Below are 20,634 nucleotides of genomic sequence, written 5' to 3'. Positions count from 1 at the left end.
CTCGACCGGCTTGGTGCCGCTCTCGTTCCCGACGGGATCAAAAGCCGCATCGCCCAAGGTGGCCCTCAATAGAGGAAAGCGCTATTTTGAAATGTCTCGTGCCTGACAATTCGGCGACAAAGTTTTTTGGGCGAGCGAGCGCCTTCACCTTTGGTCGGATGAAGGTACGATGGTCTTGCTGCAATGCAGCAATGGACGGGGTGACACGACGGTGCGGCTGGCTTCGGGATCATGATTTCAGAGGATCATCTGAAGCGCATTGCCGCGTGGTCGCGCGAGCTCACTGACCGCGAGATCGAGGTCGCCCGCGCCGGCATCACCGAGCGGTCCTACGGCACCGGCGAGACCGTTTTCATCCGCGGCGACACGTTCGGCTATTGGGCGGGCGTGGTGAGCGGCCTTGCCCGCATGGGCGGGGTCTCGCGCGATGGCAAGGAGACAAGCCTTGCCGGGCTGACGGCGGGGGCCTGGTTCGGCGAGGGCAGCGTGCTCAAGAACGAGCCGCGCCGCTATGACGTGGTCGCGCTGCGCAACAGCCGCGTCGCCCTGATGGAGCGCTCCGCCTTCATGTGGCTGTTCGAGAACAGCGTCGGCTTCAATCGTTTTCTGGTGCGCCAGCTCAACGAGCGGCTTGGCCAGTTCATCGGCATGCTCGAGGTCAACCGCACGCTGGATGCAACCTCGCGGCTTGCCCGCAGCATCGCCTCGCTGTTCAACCCGATCCTCTACCCCGAATCGACTGCGCATCTGGAGATCACCCAGGAGGAGATCGGGGCGCTGTCGGGCATGTCCCGGCAGAATGCCAACCAGTGCCTGAAGCGGCTGGAGAAGGACGGTCTGCTCCGGCTCGAATATGGCGGGGTCACGATCATCGAGCTCGAGCGCCTGCGCAACTACGGCGAATGACCGTCGTCGTGGCCTAAATCCCTGATTTCATGGGGCTTCGGCATGACACGCCGACATTAGACTTGGCGCAGGGTGGGTGCTACAGACCGACCCCGGCGGGCGCATGTGGCGCCTCTGGAGACATGATGACGGCTCAGGACTCAAAGCGGCGCGTTGCGCTGATCACCGGTGTCACCGGGCAGGACGGCGCCTATCTCGCCGAATACCTGCTCGGCCTCGGCTACACCGTGCACGGCATCAAGCGCCGCTCGTCGTCGTTCAACACCGCGCGCGTCGACCATCTCTACCAGGATCCGCACGCCGGCAACGTGCCGTTCCTGATGCATTACGGCGATATGACCGACTCGACCAATCTGATCCGCCTGATGCAGCAGATCCGGCCGACCGAGATCTATAACCTCGCCGCGCAAAGCCACGTCCAGGTCTCGTTCGAGAGCCCGGAATATACGGCGAATGCCGACGCGATCGGTGTGCTGCGACTGCTGGAAGCGATCCGCATCCTCGGCATGGAGAAGGAGACGCGGTTCTACCAGGCCTCGACCTCGGAACTGTACGGCCTCGTACAGGAGGTGCCGCAAAAGGAGACGACGCCGTTCTATCCGCGCTCGCCTTACGGGGTGGCAAAACTCTATGGCTACTGGATCACGGTGAACTATCGCGAGGCCTACGGGATGTTCGCCAGCAACGGCATCCTGTTCAACCATGAGAGCCCGATCCGCGGCGAAACCTTTGTCACCCGCAAGATCACCCGCGGCGTCGCGAGGATCGAGGCGGGGCTGGAAGAGACGTTGTATCTCGGCAACCTCGAGGCCAAGCGCGACTGGGGTCATGCGCGCGACTATGTCGAGGGCATGCACCTGATCCTGCAGGCCGATACGCCCGATGATTTCGTGCTCGCGACCGGCGAGACCCGTTCGGTGCGCGAATTTGTCGAGCTTGCCTTTGTTGAGGTTGGCCGCAGCATCGAATGGCGCGGCCAGGGCGTCGAGGAGACCGGCGTCGACAAGAAGAGCGGCAAGACCGTCGTTCGCATCGATCCGGCCTATTTCCGCCCGACCGAGGTCGATCTCCTGGTCGGCGATGCCAGCAAGGCGCGTGAGAGGCTCGGGTGGAAGCCGAAGACGCCGTTCGCGCAACTGGTGAAGGACATGGTCGCCGGCGATCTCGCCGAGGCCCGACAGGACGTCGCCAATGGCAAGCGCCCCGTTTGATCTCGCCGGCAAGACCGTCTTCGTCGCCGGCCATCGCGGCATGGTCGGTGCGGCGCTGGTGCGCCGGCTTGCAAGCGAGAATGTGCAACTGCTGACGATCTCGCGGAACGAGGTCGATCTGCGCGATCAGGCCGCCGTGAATGCATGGTTTGCCGCCAAGCGTCCGCAAGCCGTCTTTCTCGCGGCTGCCAAGGTCGGCGGCATCGTCGCCAACAACACGCTGCGCGCCGAATTCCTCTACGACAATCTGGCGATCGCGGCGAATGTGATCCACGCCGCTCATGTCAATGGATGCGAGAAGCTGATGTTCTTCGGCTCTTCCTGCATCTATCCGCGATTGGCTCCTCAGCCGCTGCGCGAAGACACGATGCTGACCGGCGCGCTGGAGCCGACCAACGAGCCGTATGCGATCGCCAAGATCGCCGGCATCAAGATGGCCGAGGCCTATCGCAGCCAGTACGGCTCGGATTTCATCAGCGTGATGCCGACCAATCTCTATGGTCCCGGCGACAACTATCACCCCGAGTACAGCCACGTCGTCGCCGCGCTGATCCGCCGTTTCCATGAGGCGAAGGTGTCGGGCGCTGGGAATGTCGTGGTGTGGGGCACGGGCACGCCGCGGCGCGAGTTTCTCTATGTCGACGATCTCGCCGATGCCTGCGTGCATCTGATGAAGACCTACTCGTCGCCGGAGCTCGTCAACATCGGCACCGGCGAGGACATCACCATCGCCGAATTCGCCCGCGTGGTCGCGGCGACGGTCGGCTATGGTGGTGAGATCAGTTTCGACACCTCGCGGCCCGACGGCACGCCGCGCAAGCTGCTCGATGTCAGCCGCCTCGCCAAGCTCGGCTGGCGCGCCAGCACGTCGCTCGAAGACGGCATCAAGCGCGCCTATCAGGCGTATCTGAGCGAGACGAAGCGGGCGGCGGAATAGGGCGTCGAACGTCTCCACATCGTCATTGCGAGCGCAGCGAAGCAATCCATCTCACCGCTTGCGGAGCGATGGATTGGTTCCGCCTTCGCCAAGGCTTCGGCGGACAAGTCGTCGCTTTGCTCCTTGCAATGACGGTGGGGCGACTACCGCGCCGCCGCCCGCGGCGGGTTCTTCGCCAGGGCCGCCGCCATCGCCGAGATCAGCGGCCGCATGAAGAAGGCATCCTCGGCCGGATAGATGTCGGTGCGCAGGCCGTGGGACTTGAGCTCGTCCGAGACCGCCGGCCCGACCGAGGCAATCGGCGTGCGCTCGAGACCCTGGCGCAGCCTGTCCTCGCAGCCGCGCGTTCGCGCCACTTCGATCAGGCGGCGGATCTGGCCGAGATTGGTCAGCGCAATCGCATCGACGTGGCCTTGCGCCATCTCGTCGATCGCGGTGACGATATTGGCGTCGGCGGCCCGCGCGTCATAGACGTAAGGCAGCACGGTATCGATCTCGGCCCCCTGCGCCTTGATCGCGCCGAGCAGTACGCCGTGATCCTTGTCCGGATAGAGTTGCAGGCCGAGGCGGTGCCCCTTCAGATCGAGTTTGCCGAGCATCTCGGCGACGCCTTCCGACGTCGGCTTCTCCGTGGTCATCTGCGGCTCCAGGGCGATCTCGCGCAGCGCCTTGCCCGGTTTTGGGCCACGGGTGAATTTGCGCGCCTTGGCAAGGCTCGCGACGAACTCGGTCTCGACGCCGAGTCGCCGCACCACCTTCATCAGCCGGCGCAGGCCTTCGCCGGTCATCAGCACAAGATCGTCGAACGGATGCGCGATCGCGCGGCTGATCCAGGCCTCGATCGGTGCCGGATCGGGCGCGTCGTGGATGGTGAACATCGGGCATTGCAGCACGTCGGCGCCCTGTTCGGTGAGCAGGCGGGAGAACTGCGCCTCCTCGCGGGTTTCCAGGATCAGGATGCGGTAGCCGTTCAGCCGGTCAGCCATGGTGAAGCTCTAACAATGGTGGTGGCGATTTGTTCGATTTGAACCCGCAGGCGGGATTGGCGCAAGGGCGCCGGCGGTGTTAGACGGAGGCCGAAAAGTCAATCGTTCCACAGCATCTGCTCAAGTCTTGGTCAATCTGCATGTCCGACCATCAATTCGTCCTGACCCTGTCCTGTCCCGATCGCCCGGGCATCGTCTCGGCGGTGTCGACCTTCCTGGCCCATAACGGGCAGAACATCCTCGACGCCCAGCAGTTCGACGACATCGAGACCAAGAAGTTCTTCATGCGCGTGGTGTTCACCGCGGCCGATCTCGCGGTCGAACTGGCGGCGCTGCAGACCGGTTTTGCCGCGATCGCCGAGCGCTTCGGCATGGAGTGGCAGATGCGCGACCGCGCCAACCGCCGCCGTGTCATGTTGCTGGTGTCGAAATCGGATCACTGCCTGGTCGATCTGCTCTATCGCTGGCGCACCGGCGAACTCGAGATGATCCCGACCGCTGTTGTCTCCAACCATCCGCGCGAGGTCTACGGCGCGCTCGATTTCGGCGACATCCCGTTCCACTACATGCCGATCACCAAGGAGACCAAGCGCCAGCAGGAAGACGCGGTGTGGCAGCTGGTCCAGGACACCAAGACCGATCTCGTCGTGCTGGCGCGCTACATGCAGATCCTGTCGGACGAGATGTCGGCGCGGCTGTCCGGCCGCTGCATCAACATCCATCACTCGTTCCTGCCGGGCTTCAAGGGCGCCAGGCCCTATCACCAGGCGCATGAGCGCGGCGTCAAGCTGATCGGCGCCACCGCGCATTACGTCACCCGCGACCTCGACGAAGGCCCGATCATCGACCAGGACGTCGAGCGCATCAGCCACCGCGACACGCCGGAGGATCTGGTGCGCAAGGGGCGCGACATCGAGCGTCGCGTGCTGGCGCGCGCGATCCGCTACCATCTCGCCGACCGCGTCATCCTGAACGGCCGCAAGACCGTGGTGTTCGTGGATTAAGGCACCGCGCGCCGCGTCAATGCGCGGTGCTCTGGGCCTGTGCAGGTTGCGTGGTTTGCGCCGGCTTCGCGTCGTCGCCGCGTTCGGATGCCGGCAGCAGTCGCTTGCGCTCCCGCTCGCGCATGAACTCGTCATATTTGGCCGTGCCCGGCCGCGGCGGTGCATCCGAGGGCAGGCCGCCGGCCCAGGCCGGCATGACATCGGCCATCCCGGCGCCGACCGTCCCGTTGATCGAGCTGCAGGCGCTCAATCCGCACGCGGTGAGGGCGAGCGAGATGGCGGCGAGGATATGGCGGGCGGGAATCATCATCGGCAGAGGCTTAAGACCGTAACCTTTAAGGATGATGGATTTAGGGCGCGCCGATCGGTCGCAACAGGGGCTTCTTTGTTGACAAGACCAGTTTATTTGTACATTTGTACAAATGGCGGCTCGACGGCGAGTAATGGAGGACCAAGAGCGGTTGAATCCCGGGATGTGTCTTTAGTATCTTGGTACCGGTGACTGTCGACCGCCAAGCGGTATCGCGCGCGAAACTCGCCCATCGTCCGATTGACAATAGGGCAGTGAAAGACGCCATGTCGCCTTGCGGCACGGCCGCAAACATGCGGGTTAATTGAAGGGCAAGAGCCGGGCACTCGGCTCAAGTTCAGAAGAGTGGAAGGGGGAGAGGACGTTCATGTTCAATCGTCGCAACATGTTGCTGGCCGCATCGACGGCCGTGGTGGCGGGGCTCGTCGCAGGCGCTCCGGCGCGCGCCGAAGACACCGTCAAGATCGGCCTGATCGTGCCGATGACCGGCGGTCAGGCATCGACCGGCAAGCAGATCGACAACGCGATCAAGCTCTACATGCAGCAGCACGGCGACACCGTCGCCGGCAAGAAGATCGAGGTCATCCTGAAGGATGACGCGGCGGTCCCTGATAACACCAAGCGCCTCGCGCAGGAACTGATTGTCAACGACAAGGTCAACTTCATCGCGGGCTTCGGCGTCACGCCCGCCGCGCTCGCCGCAGCGCCGCTGGCGACCCAGGGCAAGGTCCCCGAGATCGTGATGGCCGCGGGCACCTCGATCATCACCGAGCGCTCGCCCTATATCGTGCGCACCAGCTTCACGCTGGCCCAGTCCTCCACCATCATCGCCGACTGGGCGGTCAAGAACGGCATAAAGAAGGTCGCGACGCTGACTTCGGACTACGCGCCGGGCAATGACGCGCTGAACTTCTTCAAGCAGAACTTCACTGCCGGCGGCGGCGAGATCGTCGAAGAGGTCAAGGTGCCCCTGGCGAACCCCGACTTCGCGCCGTTCCTGCAGCGCATGAAGGACTCCAAGCCGGACGCAATGTTCGTGTTCGTGCCGGCCGGGCAGGGCGGCAACTTCATGAAGCAGTATGCCGAGCGCGGTCTCGACAAGACCGGCATCAAGGTGATCGGGCCGGGCGACGTCACCGACGACGACCTGCTGAACAACATGGGCGACGCCGTGCTCGGCACCGTCACCGCGCATCTCTATTCGGCGGCGCATCCCTCGCAGATGAACAAGGATTTCGTCACGGCCTACAAGAAGGCCTTCAACAACCGCCCGGGCTTCATGGCGGTCGGCGGCTATGACGGCATCCACCTGATCTATGAAGCCTTGAAGAAGACCAATGGCGATACGAATGGCGACAAGCTGATCGAGGCGATGAAGGGCATGAAGTGGGAGAGCCCGCGCGGCCCGATCTCGATCGATCCGGATACCCGCGACATCGTGCAGAACATCTACATCCGCAAGGTCGAGAAGGTCGACGGCGAGCTCTACAACGTCGAATTCGCCACCTTCGAGGCCGTCAAGGACTCCGGCAAGACCAAGAAGTGACCACGAGTCACTCGTAACCTAGGCCGCACTCTCACCACGTCATGCCCGGGCTTGTCCCGGGCATCCACGTCGTTCCGCGGCGAGAAAGACGTGGATGGCCGGGACATCTTCGCGAAGACGCGCTTCGCGCTTTTGCCCGGCCATGACGAAATTGTCCGATCGATATGACTCTCTAACGCTGGCTGATCTCGCCTTCCATGACCACGCTCTTCACCATCCTGTTCGACGGCGTCGCCTACGGCATGCTGTTGTTCGTGCTCGCCTGCGGGCTCGCGGTCACGCTCGGGCTGATGAACTTCGTCAATCTCGCCCACGGCGCCTTCGCGATGACCGGCGGTTACATCTGCGCCGTGCTGGTCAACCAGCAGGGCTGGGGGTTCTTCGCCGCGCTGCCGCTCGCCTTCGTGGTCAGCGCCGTGATCGGCGTGGCGCTGGAGCGGACACTCTATCGCCACCTCTACACCCGCAGCCATCTCGACCAGGTGCTGTTCTCGATCGGCCTGACCTTCATGTCGGTCGCAGCCGTCGACTACATCATGGGATCGTCACGGGTCTTCATCAAACTGCCGGCGGCGCTGGAAGGGCAGATCGACCTGTTCGGCGTGGGCATCGGCCGCTACCGGCTGATGATCGTGGTGATCTGCGGCCTGCTGACGCTGGCGCTGCAATTGATCCTGGCCAAGACCCGGTTCGGCAGCCGGCTGCGCGCCGCGGTCGACGATCCCCGCGCCGCGATCGGGCTCGGCATCAACGTGCCGCAGGTGTTCGCCTTCACCTTTGCATTTGGTTGCGGCCTTGCCGGTCTCGGCGGCGCGCTGAGCGCGGAGATCCTCGGGCTCGATCCGTACTTCCCGCTGAAATTCATGATCTACTTCCTGATCGTCGTCACCGTCGGCGGCTCCTCGAGCATCACCGGGCCGTTCCTGGCCTCGCTCTTGCTCGGCATCGCCGACGTCGCCGGCAAATATTACGTGCCGAAGATGGGCCCGTTCGTGATCTACACCGTCATGATCGTGATCCTGCTTTGGCGTCCCAACGGCCTGTTCGGCCGCACCGCCGCGCGTTGAGCCCGATATGACTGCGCCATCCGACGTCTCCACCTCTGCCATGGCCAGCGCGCGCTGGCGCCCCAGCGAGTTCGCGTTCTGGATTCTGGTTTTGGCCTGCGCCTTCCTGTTTCCGTCGCGCTACCTGATCATGACCGACATCCTGCGGCTGGCGCTGTTTGCGATGTCGCTCGATTTGATCCTCGGCTATGCGGGCATCGTCTCGCTCGGCCATGCCGCCTTCTTCGGCGTCGGCGCCTATTCCGCCGGCTTGCTGGCGCTGCACGGCATCATCAACGAGCCGGTCATCGCGCTGGTCGCCGCCGGCCTGGTGGCGACCGTGCTCGGCTTCCTCACGAGCTTCCTCGTGATCCGCGGCGTCGACCTGACGCGGCTGATGGTCACGCTCGGCATCGCGCTGCTGCTCGAGGCGCTCGCCGAGCGTTTCTCCAACATCACCGGCGGCACCGATGGTCTTCAGGGCATCGAGATGCAGCCGATCCTCGGCATGTTCGCCTTCGACATGTTCGGCAAGACCGGCTTCTTCTATTCGCTGATCGTGCTGTTCCTGATGTTCCTGCTGGCGCGCCGCGTGGTGCATTCGCCGTTCGGCCTGTCACTGCGCGCGATCAAGAACAACCCGCTGCGGGCGGCCGCGATCGGCGTCCCCGTCAACCGCCGCCTGATCGCGATCTATACGCTTGCCGCCTTCTATGCCGGTATCGCGGGCGCGCTGTTCACCCAGACCACGGCGCTGGCCTCGCTCGACGTATTCGCGTTCGAGCGCTCGGCCGACCTGATGCTTGTGCTCGTGATCGGCGGCACCGGCTATCTCTATGGCGGGCTGATCGGCGCCGTCGTGTTCAAGATGCTGCAGGAATTGTTCCAGACCATCACGCCGCAATACTGGCTGTTCTGGATCGGCCTGGTGCTGATCGTGATCGTGATGCTCGGCCGCGAGCGCATCCATCGCTGGGTGCTGTTCGTGCCGAACCTGATCATTCGCCAGCTGTTCGGACGCAAGGCCGTCGTCGCCGTTCCAGAGAGTGACGCATCATGAGCACGATCGCACTGGAAACGCGCGGGCTAGAAAAATCCTTCGGCGGGCTCCGCGTCACCCGCGACCTCTCGCTCAAGGTGGTGCAGGGCGCCCGTCACGCCCTGATCGGCCCGAACGGCGCCGGCAAGACCACCATCATCAACCAGCTGACCGGCGTGCTGAAGCCGAATGGCGGCCGCATCCTGCTCGAAGGCAACGACATCACCGACCTGCCGGTGCATACGCGTGTGCTGCGCGGGTTGTCGCGCACCTTCCAGATCAACCAGCTCTATCCCGACCTGACGCCGCTGGAGACCATCGGCCTCGCCGTCTCGGAACGGCTGGGCCGCGGCAGCGACTGGTGGCGGCGGATGGGCACGCGTGAGGACGTCAACACCGAGATCGCGGAGATCCTCGGCCGTTTCCATCTGCTCGACGTCATGAACGAGCTCACCTCGACGCTTCCCTATGGCAAGCAGCGTCTGCTCGAGATCGCTGTCGCGATCGCAACCAGGCCGCGCGTGCTGCTGCTCGACGAGCCCGCAGCCGGCGTGCCCGAGAGCGAGCGGCATGACATCCTGGCGGCGGTCGCGGCCTTGCCGCGCGACGTCACGGTGCTCCTGATCGAGCATGACATGGATCTCGTGTTCTCCTTCGCCGACCGCATCTCGGTGCTGGTCAATGGCGGCCTGCTGACCGAGGGTGCGCCCGACGAGGTCGCGCGCGATCCGCAGGTGAAGGCGGTCTATCTCGGCGAGGCGGCGGATGCCTGATCTTCTCTCCATCCAGGGCCTGCGCGCCGGCTACGGTGAGGCCGTGGTGCTGCCCAACATGTCGCTGTCGCTGGCCGAGGGCCAGGTGCTGGCGCTGCTCGGCCGCAACGGCACCGGCAAGACCACGCTGATCAATTCGGTCGTCGGCATCACCCGCCGCTTCGGCGGCAGCGTCGCGCTTGGCGGCAATGACGTCACGACGATGCGGCCGGACCAGCGGGCGCGGGCGGGAATCGGCTGGGTGCCGCAGGAGCGCAACATCTTCCGCTCGCTCACCGTCGAGGAGAACATGACGGCGGTCGCCCAGCCCGGGCCGTGGACCGTCGACAGGGTTTATGAAATGTTTCCGCGATTGAGAGAGCGGCGCAGCAATTTCGGCAACCAGCTCTCCGGCGGCGAGCAGCAGATGCTGGCGATCGGCCGGGCGCTGACCTTGAACCCGAAGGTGCTGCTCTTGGACGAGCCGACCGAGGGGCTGGCACCGATCATCGTCGAGGAGCTCTTGAAGGCGATCGGGACCATCACCCGGTCCGGCGGCATCTGCTCGATCATCGTGGAACAGAACGCGCAAAAGATTCTGGGGCTGGCCGACCGGGTTGTGATATTGGAGCGCGGCACGATCGTCCATGACGCCGCAAGCAGCGCGCTGAAGGCCGATCCCTCGGTCCTCGATCGCCATCTCGGCGTCTCCGGGGCCAAAGCGCACTGACCTTTCTCGGGAGTTGACCATGCAGCGAACCAAGCCTCCGTTCCGCGCCGACGAGGTCGGCAGCCTGTTGCGGCCGCCGAAGATCAAGGAAGCCCGCGCCAGGCTCGAAAAGGGCGAGATTTCGGCCGATGAGCTGCGCAAGATCGAGGATTCCGAGATCGAGAAAGTCGTGCACAAGCAGGCCTCGATCGGCCTGAAGCTCGCGACCGACGGCGAATTCCGCCGCTCCTGGTGGCATTTCGACTTCCTCGCCAAGCTCGGTGGCTGCGAGATGTTCCACCCCGACATGGGCATCCAGTTCGCGGGCGTGCAGACCCGCCACGACGCCGTGCGTGTGATCGGCAAGCTCGACTTCCCCGACAATCATCCGATGCTGGATCACTTTCGCTTCCTGAAGAAGGTTGCGGACCAGGCCCATGTCACCGCCAAGATGACGATCCCGTCGCCTGCGGTGCTGCACTTCCGCGGCGGCCGCAAGCTGATCTCCAAGGAGGTCTATCCGGATCTGGAAGAATTCTTCCAGGACCTCGGCAAGACCTACCGCAAGGCGGTGAAGGCGTTCTATGACGCCGGCTGCCGCTATCTGCAGTTCGACGACACGGTCTGGGCCTATCTCTGCTCGCAGGACGAGTTGCAGAAGGCGCGCGATCGCGGCGACAATCCCGACGGCCTGCAGGAGATCTACGCCCGCGTCATCAACTACGCGATTGCCGATCGCCCGTCCGACATGGTGATCTCGACCCATGTCTGCCGCGGCAATTTCCGTTCGACCTGGATCTCCTCGGGCGGCTACGAGCCGGTCGCCGAGACCATGCTCGCCGGCACCAATTACGACGGCTACTTCCTCGAATATGATTCCGATCGCGCCGGCGGCTTCGAGCCGCTGCGCTATTTGCCGAAGGGCAACAAGGTCGTGGTGGTCGGCGTCATCACCTCGAAGTTCGGCGAGCTCGAGAAGAAGGACGACATCAAGCGCCGGCTGGAAGAGGCGGCGAAGTTCGCTCCGCTCGATCAGCTCGCGGTGTCGCCGCAATGCGGCTTCGCCTCGACCGAGGAAGGCAACATCCTCTCCGAGGAAGAGCAATGGGCCAAGCTGCGGCTCGCCGTCGATGTCGCCAATGAGGTGTGGGGGAAGTAACTTCCCTTTCCGGCGCAGGGAGGGTGTCGTGACGGCACAAAACCCTGATGCCATCATTGTTGGTGCGGGCCCTGCGGGGCTCGCCTGTGCGGCGACGATGCGCGCTGCAGGTCTCATCGTCACGGTGCTGGAGAAGGCCGACTGCGTCGGCGCCGTGTGGCGGCTGCACTATGATCGTCTCCATCTGCATACCGATCGCCGCCATTCCGGACTGCCCGGGATGGCGATGCCGTCGAACTATCCAGCCTATCCGTCGCGCGCGCAGGTCGTCGACTATCTCGAAAGCTACGCCGCGCGCTTCAAGGTCGCGCCTTCCTTCAACACCGAAGTCTCGCGCATCGCACGCGAGGGCCCGCTGTGGCGTGTGCAACTCGCCGATGACGCGATCGTCGCGCCGATGGTGGTGGTCGCGACCGGCATTGCCGATGCTCCGTATCGTCCGTCCTGGCCGGGCATGGCGACGTTTGGCGGTGAGATCATCCACAGCAGCGAATATCGCAATCCTGTGCCCTATGCCGGCAAGCGTGTTCTTGTCGTCGGCTTCGGCAATTCCGGCGGCGAGATCGCGCTCGATCTCGCCAATGCCGGCGTCGACGCCGCGCTGTCGGTACGCGGCCCGGTTCAGATTCTCCCGCGGGACCTGCTCGGTCTTCCGATCCTGTCCTGGGCGATCCTGTACCAGCGGCTGCCCGCGCGCTTCGTGGACGCACTCAACGCGCCCGTGTTGCGGCTTGCGGTCGGGGATTTCGAGAAGCTCGGGCTGAAGCGCTCGGCCAAGGGCCCGCGGCGGATGGTCGAGGAGGACGGCCGGGTGCCGCTGATCGATATCGGCACGCTGGCGAAGATCAGGGATGGATCAATCAAAATCCGCAGCGGCATTGCGTCGTTCAACGCGCAGGGCGTGGTGTTCGCTGATGGCGCGAGCGAAGCGTTCGATGCGGTCATCCTTGCCACCGGTTTCCGGCCGGACCTTCGGCGCCTGCTGCCCGATGTCGGCGGCGTGCTCGACTCCCACGGCATACCGCTGGTGACAGGGCGGCCGACCGCAGCGGCCGGGCTGTATTTCTGCGGCCAGATCACCGCGCCGACCGGGCAACTCCGCGAGATCGGGATCGAGGCGGAGCGGATCGCGCAATTCGCAAAGGGCTATCTGGCGAGTGCAGCCTGATTACTTCGCCGCCAGATAGACCTCGCCGAGCAGCGACGAGTTCGACCATGGCACCTGCTTGCTCCTGGTGGCGGCGACGACCTCGGCGCGGACCCGCGTCAGCATCTGCTGCACCTCGAGGCCGGGCGTGCCGAGATGGCGCGACAGCGCTGATGAGAACGGGCTGTTGGCGCCTTCGCCGTCGAGCGCGACCTGGCCCGGTGCGGTCGCGAACGCGATCAGCGTGCCGGCGCCGAGCGTCGATCCGGCACCGAGCGAGGTCGGTGCTGCGAGGCCCGAGCCGGCCTCGATGCCGCGGTTCGGTTCGCTCGATGCCACTTGCGGCGCCATCGGGTTGTTGCGGCAGGCGTCGAGGATCAGGATGTTGGTGCGCACCTGGTCGTCGAGCCCGGCCATGATCGTGTCCATGTCGACCATCGCGTCGGTCATGCGGGCGCCGGCCTGGAGCGCGATGTCGATGGGCACGAGATAGTTGCGGCCGTCGACCTGTACGCCGTGACCTGCGTAGTAGACGATCGCGACCTGCGCATGTGCGGCGTCGCGCAGGAAGTCGCGGATCGTCGTCTGCATCGCGTCGCGATTGAGATCGAGGCCTTCGGCGACGGTGAAGCCGATGTCGCGCAGGCTTTTTGCGATCGCGCGCGCATCGTTCGGCGGATTGGGCAGCGCCTTGACATGGGCATAGGCGCCGTTCCCGATCACCAGCGCGACACGGCGGCCGGTCGCGGCGGCCGGCGCCGGTGCGGCGGGGGCAGCGGCGGCGCCTGAATTTACTCCGGGCTTGTCGTTGGTGGTTTGCGGCTGCGTCGCGGCCTCCTGCAGCAGAGCCAGACGCACCTTCGCGGTGGCCTGGCTCGCCTTGCTGCCGGCGTCGGCGCCCTGGATGTCCAGCGTGGTGGCGTAATCCTGCTTGGCGTGCTCGACGTCGCCCTTGGCCTCATACGACAGGCCGCGCTGGCTATAGGCCGAGATCAGCACGCTGCCGGGCGGCGTCATGATGTTGGTGGGCTGCTGCTTGGCTTTCGCGAGCCGGATCGCCTCGGTCGTATCCGATATCGCGCGGTCGACATCGCCCTTGGCGCGCCAGATCACCGCCCGGTTGATCAGCGGCTGTGCCAGCGTCGGTTCGATCCGGATCGCCTGGTTGATATCGTCAAGCGCGCCATCGAGATCGCCGAGCGCCTGCTTGGCGATGCCGCGGTTCTGCGAGGTGAACGCCGATGGCGGCCCGGCCTTGATCGACGCGTCGTAGTCGGCGATGGCCTTGGCGTATTCGCCCTTGCGGCGATAGGCGTTGCCGCGGTTGTGCAGCACGATGCTGCCGGTCGGGCCCATCCGCAGCGCGTCGTTGAAATCGGCGATCGCGATGTCGTACTCGCCCTTGTCGAAATAGGCGGAGCCGCGCAGGTTGTAGGACGGGATGTTCGGCACGAGCTTGATCGACTCCGTCGTGTCCACGATCACCTGCGAATAGTTGCCCTTCTTGTTCCAGCCGACCGCGCGCCAGAAATAGACGGTCGCGAGCTTCTCGCCGGAAAACGCCTTCAGCGCGATGATCTTGCTGCACGCGTCGATCATCTGATCGGCCGGCGAGGTGTCGGTGGTGCAGAGCGTTGCGAGCGTTTGCTTGCCTTGCGCGAGCGAAGGCGCGGACCAGAGGACGGCGACGAAGACGGCAGGGATCAGGAGCAGGCGGCGCATTGGTCCATCCATGGAGCGGCATCCACCGATTTGTGGCTCCCGACCCGGCTGGGGTTCATTTCCATCGGTGGGCAGGATGTGCTAGGAGATTTATCTGACGTTTCGCTGCCCACCGCACTTTCCCAAGTCCCGCAGCCCGCCCACTGGCCCCATGAAGAACGACGAGATCCTCAGCCAGATTGCCGCATTCTGTCGCCGCTCCGACATGGCGGAGACGACGTTTGGCCGCCGCGCGGTCAACGACGGCAAGCTGGTGCACCGGCTGCGCGAGGGCAAGCGCATCACCATCGATACGCTCGACCGCATCCACGCCTATATCGCCGCCTCCACCCCGGGCGGCGTCGCGCCGCCGCGCGGCCTCGTGGTGCCGCCGGAGAAGCGCGATCCCCGGGCCAATTTCCGCTTCTTCGAGAACCGGCAGAAATACCTGCTGTTCGTGCACACCTGCAGCGAGAAGCGGGTGATCGCCGACCGGGTGGCGCTGGAACTGTCCGCGATCCATCCGCGGCCGCCGGCGCTGCGGGTGTTCGACGCCGGCGTCGGCGACGGAACCGTGCTGGCGCGGGTGCTGCGGGCGATGCATGGCCGCTTTCCGCACATGCCGTTCTACATCGCCGGCAAGGAACTCAGCCTTGAGGACGTCCGCCTGACCCTCGACAAGGTGGCGGACCGGCTGTTCGAGCACCCCGCGACCGTGTTCGTGCTGACCAACATGTACTACGCCGAGGCGCCCTGGCTGACCCCGCAGGCGACCGCGGCCGCCGCCAGCATGATCTGGCATGAGGTGCCCCTGCGCGGGGGCTCCTCGGGGGAATTCGCGGCCCAGGTCGCGGAACTCGGCCCATTTCTTGAGCAGAACTGGCGGGCCATGGTCAGCCCCCGGACGGGGATGCCGATCTATGAGCGGCCGGTGGCGCTGGTCGTGTACCGGGAGGACCACCGCTTCCTGCTTGATTCGATCATCCCTCGGGTCGGCAAAACCGAGGCCAATTTCGACCTTGTGATCGCATCCCAGCCATACCGGGCCAAATCCTCGGTGAATTTCCGGGCCAAACGGATCATTGCCCCGCTGGCCCGGGCGCTGCGGGCAGGGGGCCGTTTGATTGGAATCCACTCCCATGGCCACGATCCGGGCCTCGAAATCATCCAGTCGGTCTGGCCGGGAGAAAATCCTTTCGCGGTCAGCCGCCATGAGCTATTGCGCGCCGTGAAATATGAGCTCGGATCGGTGGGCCGCGACCTTAACTTTAATGCTTATGCGGACAACCGCTCGATCTTCCGATATGATATGGAGGCGCTGCCCAACGAAGTTACCGGCTCGATCGGAACCTCGACGGCCTTTGCGGCGTGGAACGCGGCGGTGTACGTCGCGCAGATTGAAGACGATCGGCTGACTGAAATGACTGAGAACGCCCGAACTCTCGAAGCGACGCGAGAGGTGCTGCGCAAGCACAACGGGCTTTGGTTTTACGACGAATCCTACGTCATCTCGCGTCGTCGAGACTGACATCCCGGGGTCACATTCACGAACGAACGTCGGTGTCCGACGAAACAAGGGGTTTGCTTGATGCGCGCGTCCTATCTCTTCACCAGCGAGTCGGTCTCGGAAGGTCATCCGGACAAGGTGTGCGACCGGATCTCCGACGAGATCGTCGATCTGTTCTACCGGGAAGGGCCGAAGGCCGGCATCGACCCCTGGCAGATCCGCGCGGCCTGCGAAACGCTCGCCACCACCAACAAGGTCGTGATCGCCGGCGAGACCCGCGGTCCGAGCTCGGTCACCAATGACCAGATCGAAGCCGTCGTGCGCGGTGCGATCAAGGACATCGGCTACGAGCAGGACGGCTTCCACTGGGAGAAGGCGGACATCGAGATCCTGCTGCATCCGCAGTCGGCCGACATCGCGCAGGGCGTCGATGCGCTGCAGCCGGGTGAAGTCAAGGAAGAGGGGGCCGGCGACCAGGGCATCATGTTCGGCTACGCCACCAACGAGACGCCGGACCTGATGCCGGCGCCGATCTTCTACGCCCACAAGATCCTGCGCCTGATCTCGGAGGCCCGTCACTCCGGCAAGGAGAAGGTGTTGGGTCCGGACTCCAAGAGCCAGGTCACCGTGCAGTACGAGAACGGCAAGCCGGTCGGCGTCCGCGAGATCGTGGTCTCGCACCAGCATCTGGTCGAGGACATCTCCTCCCAGCAGATCCGCGACATCGTCGAGCCCTATGTCCGCGAGGCGCTGCCGAAGGACTGGATCAACGGCAAGACCATCTGGCACATCAACCCGACCGGCAAGTTCTACATCGGCGGTCCCGACGGCGACTCCGGCCTGACCGGCCGCAAGATCATCGTCGACACCTATGGCGGTGCGGCCCCGCATGGCGGCGGCGCGTTCTCCGGCAAGGATCCGACCAAGGTCGACCGCTCGGCGGCTTACGCGGCGCGCTACGTCGCCAAGAACGTCGTCGCGGCCGGTCTTGCCGACCGCTGCACGCTGCAGCTCGCCTACGCGATCGGCGTGGCGCGGCCGCTGTCGATCTACATCGACACCCACGGCACCGGTAAGGTGCCGGAGGACCAGCTCGAGAAGGCCGTCGCCAAGGCGATGGACCTGACCCCGCGCGGCATCCGCACCCATCTCGACCTCAACCGTCCGATCTACGCCCGCACCTCGGCCTACGGCCATTTCGGCCGCACGCCGGACAATGAAGGTGGCTTCTCCTGGGAGAAGACCGATCTGGTCGAGCCGCTGAAGCGCGCGCTCTGATGCTTTCACCTCGCCCCGCTTGCGGGGAGAGGTCGCCACGAAGTGGCGGGTGAGGGGGAATCTCCGCGAGTTCAGTGCGCGGATAGCGCCCCTCACCCCGACCCTCTCCCCGCAAGAGCGGGGCGAGGGGGAAGGCCGCGTCACATGGCGTTTGGCTCGCTTTGCTACTGACACGCTGGACCCACCGATTAGGAAACAGACATGAACGCCCCGACGAAGCCCGGCTTCACCGACTACATCGTCAAGGACATCTCGCTCGCCGATTTCGGCCGCAAGGAACTCTCGCTGGCCGAGACCGAGATGCCCGGCCTGATGGCGACCCGCGAGGAATACGGCCCCAAACAACCTTTGAAGGGCGCGCGGATCGCAGGCTCCCTGCACATGACGATCCAGACCGGCGTGCTGATCGAGACGCTGGCGGCATTGGGCGCCGACATCCGCTGGGTCTCCTGCAACATCTATTCGACGCAGGACCACGCCGCCGCCGCGATCGCTGCCGCCGGCATTCCCGTCTTCGCGGTCAAGGGCGAGACACTGACCGAATATTGGGACTACACCGCGAAACTGTTCGACTGGCACGGCGGCGGTCACCCGAACATGATCCTCGATGACGGCGGCGATGCCACCATGTACGTCCATCTCGGCCTGCGCGCCGAGAACGGCGACGCCGCCTTCCTCGACAAGCCGGGTTCGGAAGAAGAGGAAGTCTTCTTCGCGCTGTTGAAGAAACAGCTCAAGGAAAAGCCGAAGGGGTACTTCGCCGGGATTGCAGCGAGCATCAAGGGCGTTTCCGAGGAGACCACCACGGGCGTGCATCGCCTCTATGACATGCAGAAGGCCGGCACGCTGCTGTGGCCGGCGATCAACGTCAACGACAGCGTCACCAAGTCGAAGTTCGACAACCTCTATGGCTGCCGCGAGTCGCTGGTCGACGGCATCCGCCGCGGCACCGACGTGATGATGTCGGGCAAGACCGCGATGGTCGCCGGCTTCGGCGACGTCGGCAAGGGCTCGGCCGCCTCGCTGCGCCAGGCCGGCTGCCGCGTGATGGTCTCCGAAGTCGATCCGATCTGCGCGCTGCAGGCGGCGATGGAAGGCTACGAGGTCACGACCATGGAAGACGCCGCGCCCCGCGCCGACATCTTCGTCACCGCCACCGGCAACAAGGACATCATCACCATCGACCACATGCGCGCGATGAAGGATCGCGCCATCGTCTGCAACATCGGCCACTTCGACAACGAGATCCAGATCGCGGGTCTGCGTAACCTGAAGTGGACCAACATCAAGCCGCAGGTCGACGAGATCGAATTCCCCGACAAGCACCGCATCATCCTGCTGTCGGAAGGCCGCCTCGTGAACCTCGGCAATGCGATGGGCCATCCGTCCTTCGTGATGTCGGCCTCCTTCACCAACCAGACGCTGGCGCAGATCGAGCTGTTCGCCAACAACAAGGACGGCAAGTACAAGAAGGAAGTCTACGTGCTGCCGAAGACGCTCGACGAGAAGGTCGCCCGCCTGCATCTCGCCAAGATCGGCGTCAAGCTGACCGAGCTGCGCAAGGACCAGGCCGACTATATCGGCGTCAAGCAGGAAGGTCCGTACAAGTCGGACCACTATCGCTACTGAGCGAACGGTCATTCCGTCGATATCGAAACACCGGCCTCAGGCCGGTGTTTTTTTGTCAGGCGACCTTCACGACGAATTCCGGGGAAGCGCTGTCGTCCGCATTCTTGACGACGATCTTCAACTCGCCCGCGCTGGCGACGTCGCCCGCGAAGATCGGAACGACCAGCTTGTCGGCCGTCACGCCGCTCGGCTTGCGCTCGCCGCCATTGACCGTTACGCCGCAGCCGGGCTGAAAGCCGCTGCCGTTGACCGTGAGCGGCGTTGCGCTTCCGACCGTCAGCTGCTTCGGATCGGTTGCGGTGATCACCGGCTGCGGCTTGTTGGCGCCGAGCTTGTCGGCGCGCTTCACCGGCTCCTTCATCGCGAACACGATGTCGAACACCGAGGCCAGCTTGTCGGTCGCCTGTTTCGAGAACATCCCCGCCAGCGCCGAAAAGCCGGCGATGGCGTAGGGATTGATCTTCAGCGCCGTCTGCATCTCGTTCGGCTCGGGATGAACCTGGACGGTCGGGATCAGGATGCCGCCGCGGATCACGAAATAGAACAGCAGCGCGACCGCAATGCCGACCGGGATCCGCAACACCATGAACCAGATCCAGCTCAAGCCCAGCCGCCGGTTGCCGACATAGTCGGAGAACGAAGCCAGCGTGTGCGTCAGCCCGCCGATGGCACCCGCCATCATGACGGTGAACATCATGTGCCGCTCCGGCGCCCAGCTATGGGAGAAGCCGAAGATGTTGACCGGCCTGAACGCCGTGTTGTTGAATTCGAGGACCGGCCAGGTTGCGATCAGCAGATAGAGGAACAGCGCCGCGAAGAACAGCAGCCACAGTCCCATGATCAGGATCACCCGCGGCGGGGCAGGGTCGAGGACGGGGGCAGGTTTGGCGGGCTCCGGCGCAGTGCTGGTCTCGCTCATGACAGCCTCAACAACCAATCAGGAAATGGATTTAGTATAACTACCTATGGTAGTTTGATCTGCCGGCCCGATCAATTGCCGTTCTGATGGTCGGGGGGCGCGGCCGGTGGCCGCACCGCCGCGGTCTGGCCATGCGCGGGAGCGGCTCGGGCTCCTCCCAGTATCGGCGTCCAATTGTCCCATGCGTTGTTTTGCGTATACGCGGGTCGCCTCGAATCGGCGATTGTGGGCAAAGGGTTAACGCCGGATTAACCGGCGGCTGATAGGCTGCGGTTTCGAGGCTGTAGCAGAGGAAACTGCCATGGAAGCCCAGAGAATCGCCGTCGACGCCGTGGTCGCGCTGACCGATTGCGACCGCGACGCGGTCACCGCCTTCATCCGCAAGCTCTATCTCGCCGGCGTGCGCGACCCCAAGCGGTTGACCTTCAAGGGCCTGCAGGCGCTGCGGGCGTAAGGCGCGCGGGTTCGGATTCAGATTTCAAACAGCCTGGCGTAAAACAGCCCTAAGTGGTGTCATCACCCGCGCACGCGGGTGATCCAGTATTCCAGAGACACCAGCGATTGAACCGATGGGCCGCGGCGTACTGGGTCGCCCGCCCCAGTGCGCAATCGCGCACATGGCGGGCGATGACAGTGAATAGGCGGATACGGCTTCGCATTCTCGCGACATGATTTGTCCGAGTTTTGCATCTCGTTCCGCCCTCTCTATGAATTAGAGGGCGCAGGGAAGACCGGGTGCACGCTGCACCCGCGGTCCCATGTGCCATGAGTAGAAAGTGGCGCACACGGGCATACAAATGCAGCGGAGGCACGCCGGCCTTCCCTGCGCGATGGCTTTACGGCTTATA

Annotated in this window: 19 protein-coding genes; 15 read left to right on the top strand and 4 right to left on the bottom strand. The window is 64.4% G+C overall.

Annotated features, from left to right (window positions below; all coding sequences use genetic code 11):
* Positions 1 to 231: 231 nt before the first annotated feature.
* The 3 genes from JQ604_RS32900 to fcl all read left to right on the top strand — a co-directional run bounded on the left by JQ604_RS32900 (position 232) and on the right by fcl (position 3,054).
* Positions 232 to 906, top strand: coding sequence for a Crp/Fnr family transcriptional regulator (locus JQ604_RS32900; protein ID WP_212364879.1), 675 nt, complete (start codon positions 232 to 234; stop codon positions 904 to 906).
* 125 nt (positions 907 to 1,031) lie between these two features.
* A complete protein-coding gene (gmd, locus tag JQ604_RS32895) occupies positions 1,032 to 2,117 on the top strand; it encodes a GDP-mannose 4,6-dehydratase (RefSeq protein ID WP_212364878.1) in 1,086 nt (361 codons plus the stop codon).
* Positions 2,098 to 3,054 carry a GDP-L-fucose synthase gene (gene fcl, locus JQ604_RS32890; RefSeq protein WP_212364877.1) on the top strand — a complete coding sequence of 319 codons (957 nt, stop codon included), beginning with the start codon at positions 2,098 to 2,100 and terminating at the stop codon, positions 3,052 to 3,054. Before gmd ends, fcl begins: the two co-directional genes overlap by 20 nt.
* Positions 3,055 to 3,197: 143 nt before the next feature.
* Here fcl and JQ604_RS32885 read toward each other — a convergent pair whose 3' ends face one another.
* The gene (locus JQ604_RS32885; protein WP_212364876.1) at positions 3,198 to 4,040 is read right to left on the bottom strand and encodes a uroporphyrinogen-III synthase; all 843 of its coding nucleotides are present in this window, start codon (positions 4,038 to 4,040) and stop codon (positions 3,198 to 3,200) included.
* 140 nt (positions 4,041 to 4,180) lie between these two features.
* Between JQ604_RS32885 and purU the strand changes: the two genes are divergently transcribed.
* Complete coding sequence (gene purU / locus JQ604_RS32880) at positions 4,181 to 5,044, top strand: formyltetrahydrofolate deformylase (protein WP_212364875.1); 864 nt, start codon at positions 4,181 to 4,183, stop codon at positions 5,042 to 5,044.
* A gap of 16 nt (positions 5,045 to 5,060) precedes the next feature.
* On the opposite strand, the gene JQ604_RS32875 is transcribed toward purU, so the two are convergent.
* Positions 5,061 to 5,354: a hypothetical protein gene (locus JQ604_RS32875; RefSeq protein WP_212364874.1), complete on the bottom strand. Its 294-nt coding sequence runs from the start codon at positions 5,352 to 5,354 to the stop codon at positions 5,061 to 5,063.
* A 367-nt stretch (positions 5,355 to 5,721) separates the two neighbouring features.
* Between JQ604_RS32875 and JQ604_RS32870 the strand changes: the two genes are divergently transcribed.
* The 7 genes from JQ604_RS32870 to JQ604_RS32840 all read left to right on the top strand — a co-directional run bounded on the left by JQ604_RS32870 (position 5,722) and on the right by JQ604_RS32840 (position 12,773).
* Positions 5,722 to 6,900 carry an ABC transporter substrate-binding protein gene (locus tag JQ604_RS32870; protein ID WP_212364873.1) on the top strand — a complete coding sequence of 393 codons (1,179 nt, stop codon included), beginning with the start codon at positions 5,722 to 5,724 and terminating at the stop codon, positions 6,898 to 6,900.
* Positions 6,901 to 7,097: 197 nt separating this feature from the next.
* Positions 7,098 to 7,967 carry a branched-chain amino acid ABC transporter permease gene (locus tag JQ604_RS32865; RefSeq protein ID WP_212364872.1) on the top strand — a complete coding sequence of 290 codons (870 nt, stop codon included), beginning with the start codon at positions 7,098 to 7,100 and terminating at the stop codon, positions 7,965 to 7,967.
* A 7-nt stretch (positions 7,968 to 7,974) separates the two neighbouring features.
* Entirely contained in the window at positions 7,975 to 9,006 is a 1,032-nt protein-coding gene (locus JQ604_RS32860) for a branched-chain amino acid ABC transporter permease (RefSeq protein ID WP_212364871.1), read from the top strand.
* The gene (locus JQ604_RS32855; RefSeq protein ID WP_212364870.1) at positions 9,003 to 9,758 is read left to right on the top strand and encodes an ABC transporter ATP-binding protein; all 756 of its coding nucleotides are present in this window, start codon (positions 9,003 to 9,005) and stop codon (positions 9,756 to 9,758) included. Before JQ604_RS32860 ends, JQ604_RS32855 begins: the two co-directional genes overlap by 4 nt.
* Complete coding sequence (locus JQ604_RS32850; protein ID WP_212364869.1) at positions 9,751 to 10,467, top strand: ABC transporter ATP-binding protein; 717 nt, start codon at positions 9,751 to 9,753, stop codon at positions 10,465 to 10,467. The genes JQ604_RS32855 and JQ604_RS32850 overlap by 8 nt, the downstream gene beginning before the upstream one ends.
* Positions 10,468 to 10,486: 19 nt before the next feature.
* On the top strand, positions 10,487 to 11,605 hold the full coding sequence (locus JQ604_RS32845) for a cobalamin-independent methionine synthase II family protein (RefSeq protein WP_212364868.1): 1,119 nt from the start codon (positions 10,487 to 10,489) through the stop codon (positions 11,603 to 11,605).
* Positions 11,606 to 11,633: 28 nt separating this feature from the next.
* Positions 11,634 to 12,773 (top strand): flavin-containing monooxygenase, encoded by a 1,140-nt coding sequence (locus JQ604_RS32840; RefSeq protein WP_349631169.1) that lies wholly within the window; start codon positions 11,634 to 11,636, stop codon positions 12,771 to 12,773.
* Here JQ604_RS32840 and JQ604_RS32835 read toward each other — a convergent pair whose 3' ends face one another.
* Positions 12,774 to 14,474, bottom strand: coding sequence for a caspase family protein (locus tag JQ604_RS32835; RefSeq protein WP_212364866.1), 1,701 nt, complete (start codon positions 14,472 to 14,474; stop codon positions 12,774 to 12,776).
* 151 nt (positions 14,475 to 14,625) lie between these two features.
* Here JQ604_RS32835 and JQ604_RS32830 point away from each other — a divergent pair, with 151 nt between their 5' ends.
* From JQ604_RS32830 to ahcY, 3 genes are all read left to right on the top strand, one after another.
* A complete protein-coding gene (locus JQ604_RS32830) occupies positions 14,626 to 15,981 on the top strand; it encodes a hypothetical protein (RefSeq protein ID WP_212364865.1) in 1,356 nt (451 codons plus the stop codon).
* A 60-nt stretch (positions 15,982 to 16,041) separates the two neighbouring features.
* Positions 16,042 to 17,238: a methionine adenosyltransferase gene (metK, locus tag JQ604_RS32825; RefSeq protein WP_212364864.1), complete on the top strand. Its 1,197-nt coding sequence runs from the start codon at positions 16,042 to 16,044 to the stop codon at positions 17,236 to 17,238.
* A 201-nt stretch (positions 17,239 to 17,439) separates the two neighbouring features.
* Positions 17,440 to 18,867: an adenosylhomocysteinase gene (gene ahcY, locus JQ604_RS32820; RefSeq protein ID WP_212364863.1), complete on the top strand. Its 1,428-nt coding sequence runs from the start codon at positions 17,440 to 17,442 to the stop codon at positions 18,865 to 18,867.
* A 55-nt stretch (positions 18,868 to 18,922) separates the two neighbouring features.
* Here ahcY and JQ604_RS32815 read toward each other — a convergent pair whose 3' ends face one another.
* Complete coding sequence (locus JQ604_RS32815) at positions 18,923 to 19,786, bottom strand: IPT/TIG domain-containing protein (RefSeq protein ID WP_212364862.1); 864 nt, start codon at positions 19,784 to 19,786, stop codon at positions 18,923 to 18,925.
* Positions 19,787 to 20,087: 301 nt separating this feature from the next.
* On the opposite strand from JQ604_RS32815, the gene JQ604_RS32810 reads away from it, so the two are divergent.
* Entirely contained in the window at positions 20,088 to 20,240 is a 153-nt protein-coding gene (locus JQ604_RS32810) for a hypothetical protein (protein ID WP_212364861.1), read from the top strand.
* The last annotated feature ends 394 nt before the right edge of the window (positions 20,241 to 20,634 follow it).

This window comes from Bradyrhizobium jicamae (genome assembly GCF_018130695.1).
GTDB lineage: Bacteria > Pseudomonadota > Alphaproteobacteria > Rhizobiales > Xanthobacteraceae > Bradyrhizobium > Bradyrhizobium jicamae_B.
Note: the sequence above shows the minus strand (reverse complement) of the source record. Positions and strands in the feature narration are given on the sequence as shown.

Coding starts and splice junctions, on each gene's coding strand:
- JQ604_RS32900 (WP_212364879.1), top strand. CDS start 232: ATGATTTCAGAGGATCATCTGAAGCGCATTGCCGCGTGGTCGCGCGAG.
- gmd (WP_212364878.1), top strand. CDS start 1,032: ATGACGGCTCAGGACTCAAAGCGGCGCGTTGCGCTGATCACCGGTGTC.
- fcl (WP_212364877.1), top strand. CDS start 2,098: ATGGCAAGCGCCCCGTTTGATCTCGCCGGCAAGACCGTCTTCGTCGCC.
- JQ604_RS32885 (WP_212364876.1), bottom strand. CDS start 4,040: ATGGCTGACCGGCTGAACGGCTACCGCATCCTGATCCTGGAAACCCGC.
- purU (WP_212364875.1), top strand. CDS start 4,181: ATGTCCGACCATCAATTCGTCCTGACCCTGTCCTGTCCCGATCGCCCG.
- JQ604_RS32875 (WP_212364874.1), bottom strand. CDS start 5,354: ATGATGATTCCCGCCCGCCATATCCTCGCCGCCATCTCGCTCGCCCTC.
- JQ604_RS32870 (WP_212364873.1), top strand. CDS start 5,722: ATGTTCAATCGTCGCAACATGTTGCTGGCCGCATCGACGGCCGTGGTG.
- JQ604_RS32865 (WP_212364872.1), top strand. CDS start 7,098: ATGACCACGCTCTTCACCATCCTGTTCGACGGCGTCGCCTACGGCATG.
- JQ604_RS32860 (WP_212364871.1), top strand. CDS start 7,975: ATGACTGCGCCATCCGACGTCTCCACCTCTGCCATGGCCAGCGCGCGC.
- JQ604_RS32855 (WP_212364870.1), top strand. CDS start 9,003: ATGAGCACGATCGCACTGGAAACGCGCGGGCTAGAAAAATCCTTCGGC.
- JQ604_RS32850 (WP_212364869.1), top strand. CDS start 9,751: ATGCCTGATCTTCTCTCCATCCAGGGCCTGCGCGCCGGCTACGGTGAG.
- JQ604_RS32845 (WP_212364868.1), top strand. CDS start 10,487: ATGCAGCGAACCAAGCCTCCGTTCCGCGCCGACGAGGTCGGCAGCCTG.
- JQ604_RS32835 (WP_212364866.1), bottom strand. CDS start 14,474: ATGCGCCGCCTGCTCCTGATCCCTGCCGTCTTCGTCGCCGTCCTCTGG.
- JQ604_RS32830 (WP_212364865.1), top strand. CDS start 14,626: ATGAAGAACGACGAGATCCTCAGCCAGATTGCCGCATTCTGTCGCCGC.
- metK (WP_212364864.1), top strand. CDS start 16,042: ATGCGCGCGTCCTATCTCTTCACCAGCGAGTCGGTCTCGGAAGGTCAT.
- ahcY (WP_212364863.1), top strand. CDS start 17,440: ATGAACGCCCCGACGAAGCCCGGCTTCACCGACTACATCGTCAAGGAC.
- JQ604_RS32815 (WP_212364862.1), bottom strand. CDS start 19,786: ATGAGCGAGACCAGCACTGCGCCGGAGCCCGCCAAACCTGCCCCCGTC.
- JQ604_RS32810 (WP_212364861.1), top strand. CDS start 20,088: ATGGAAGCCCAGAGAATCGCCGTCGACGCCGTGGTCGCGCTGACCGAT.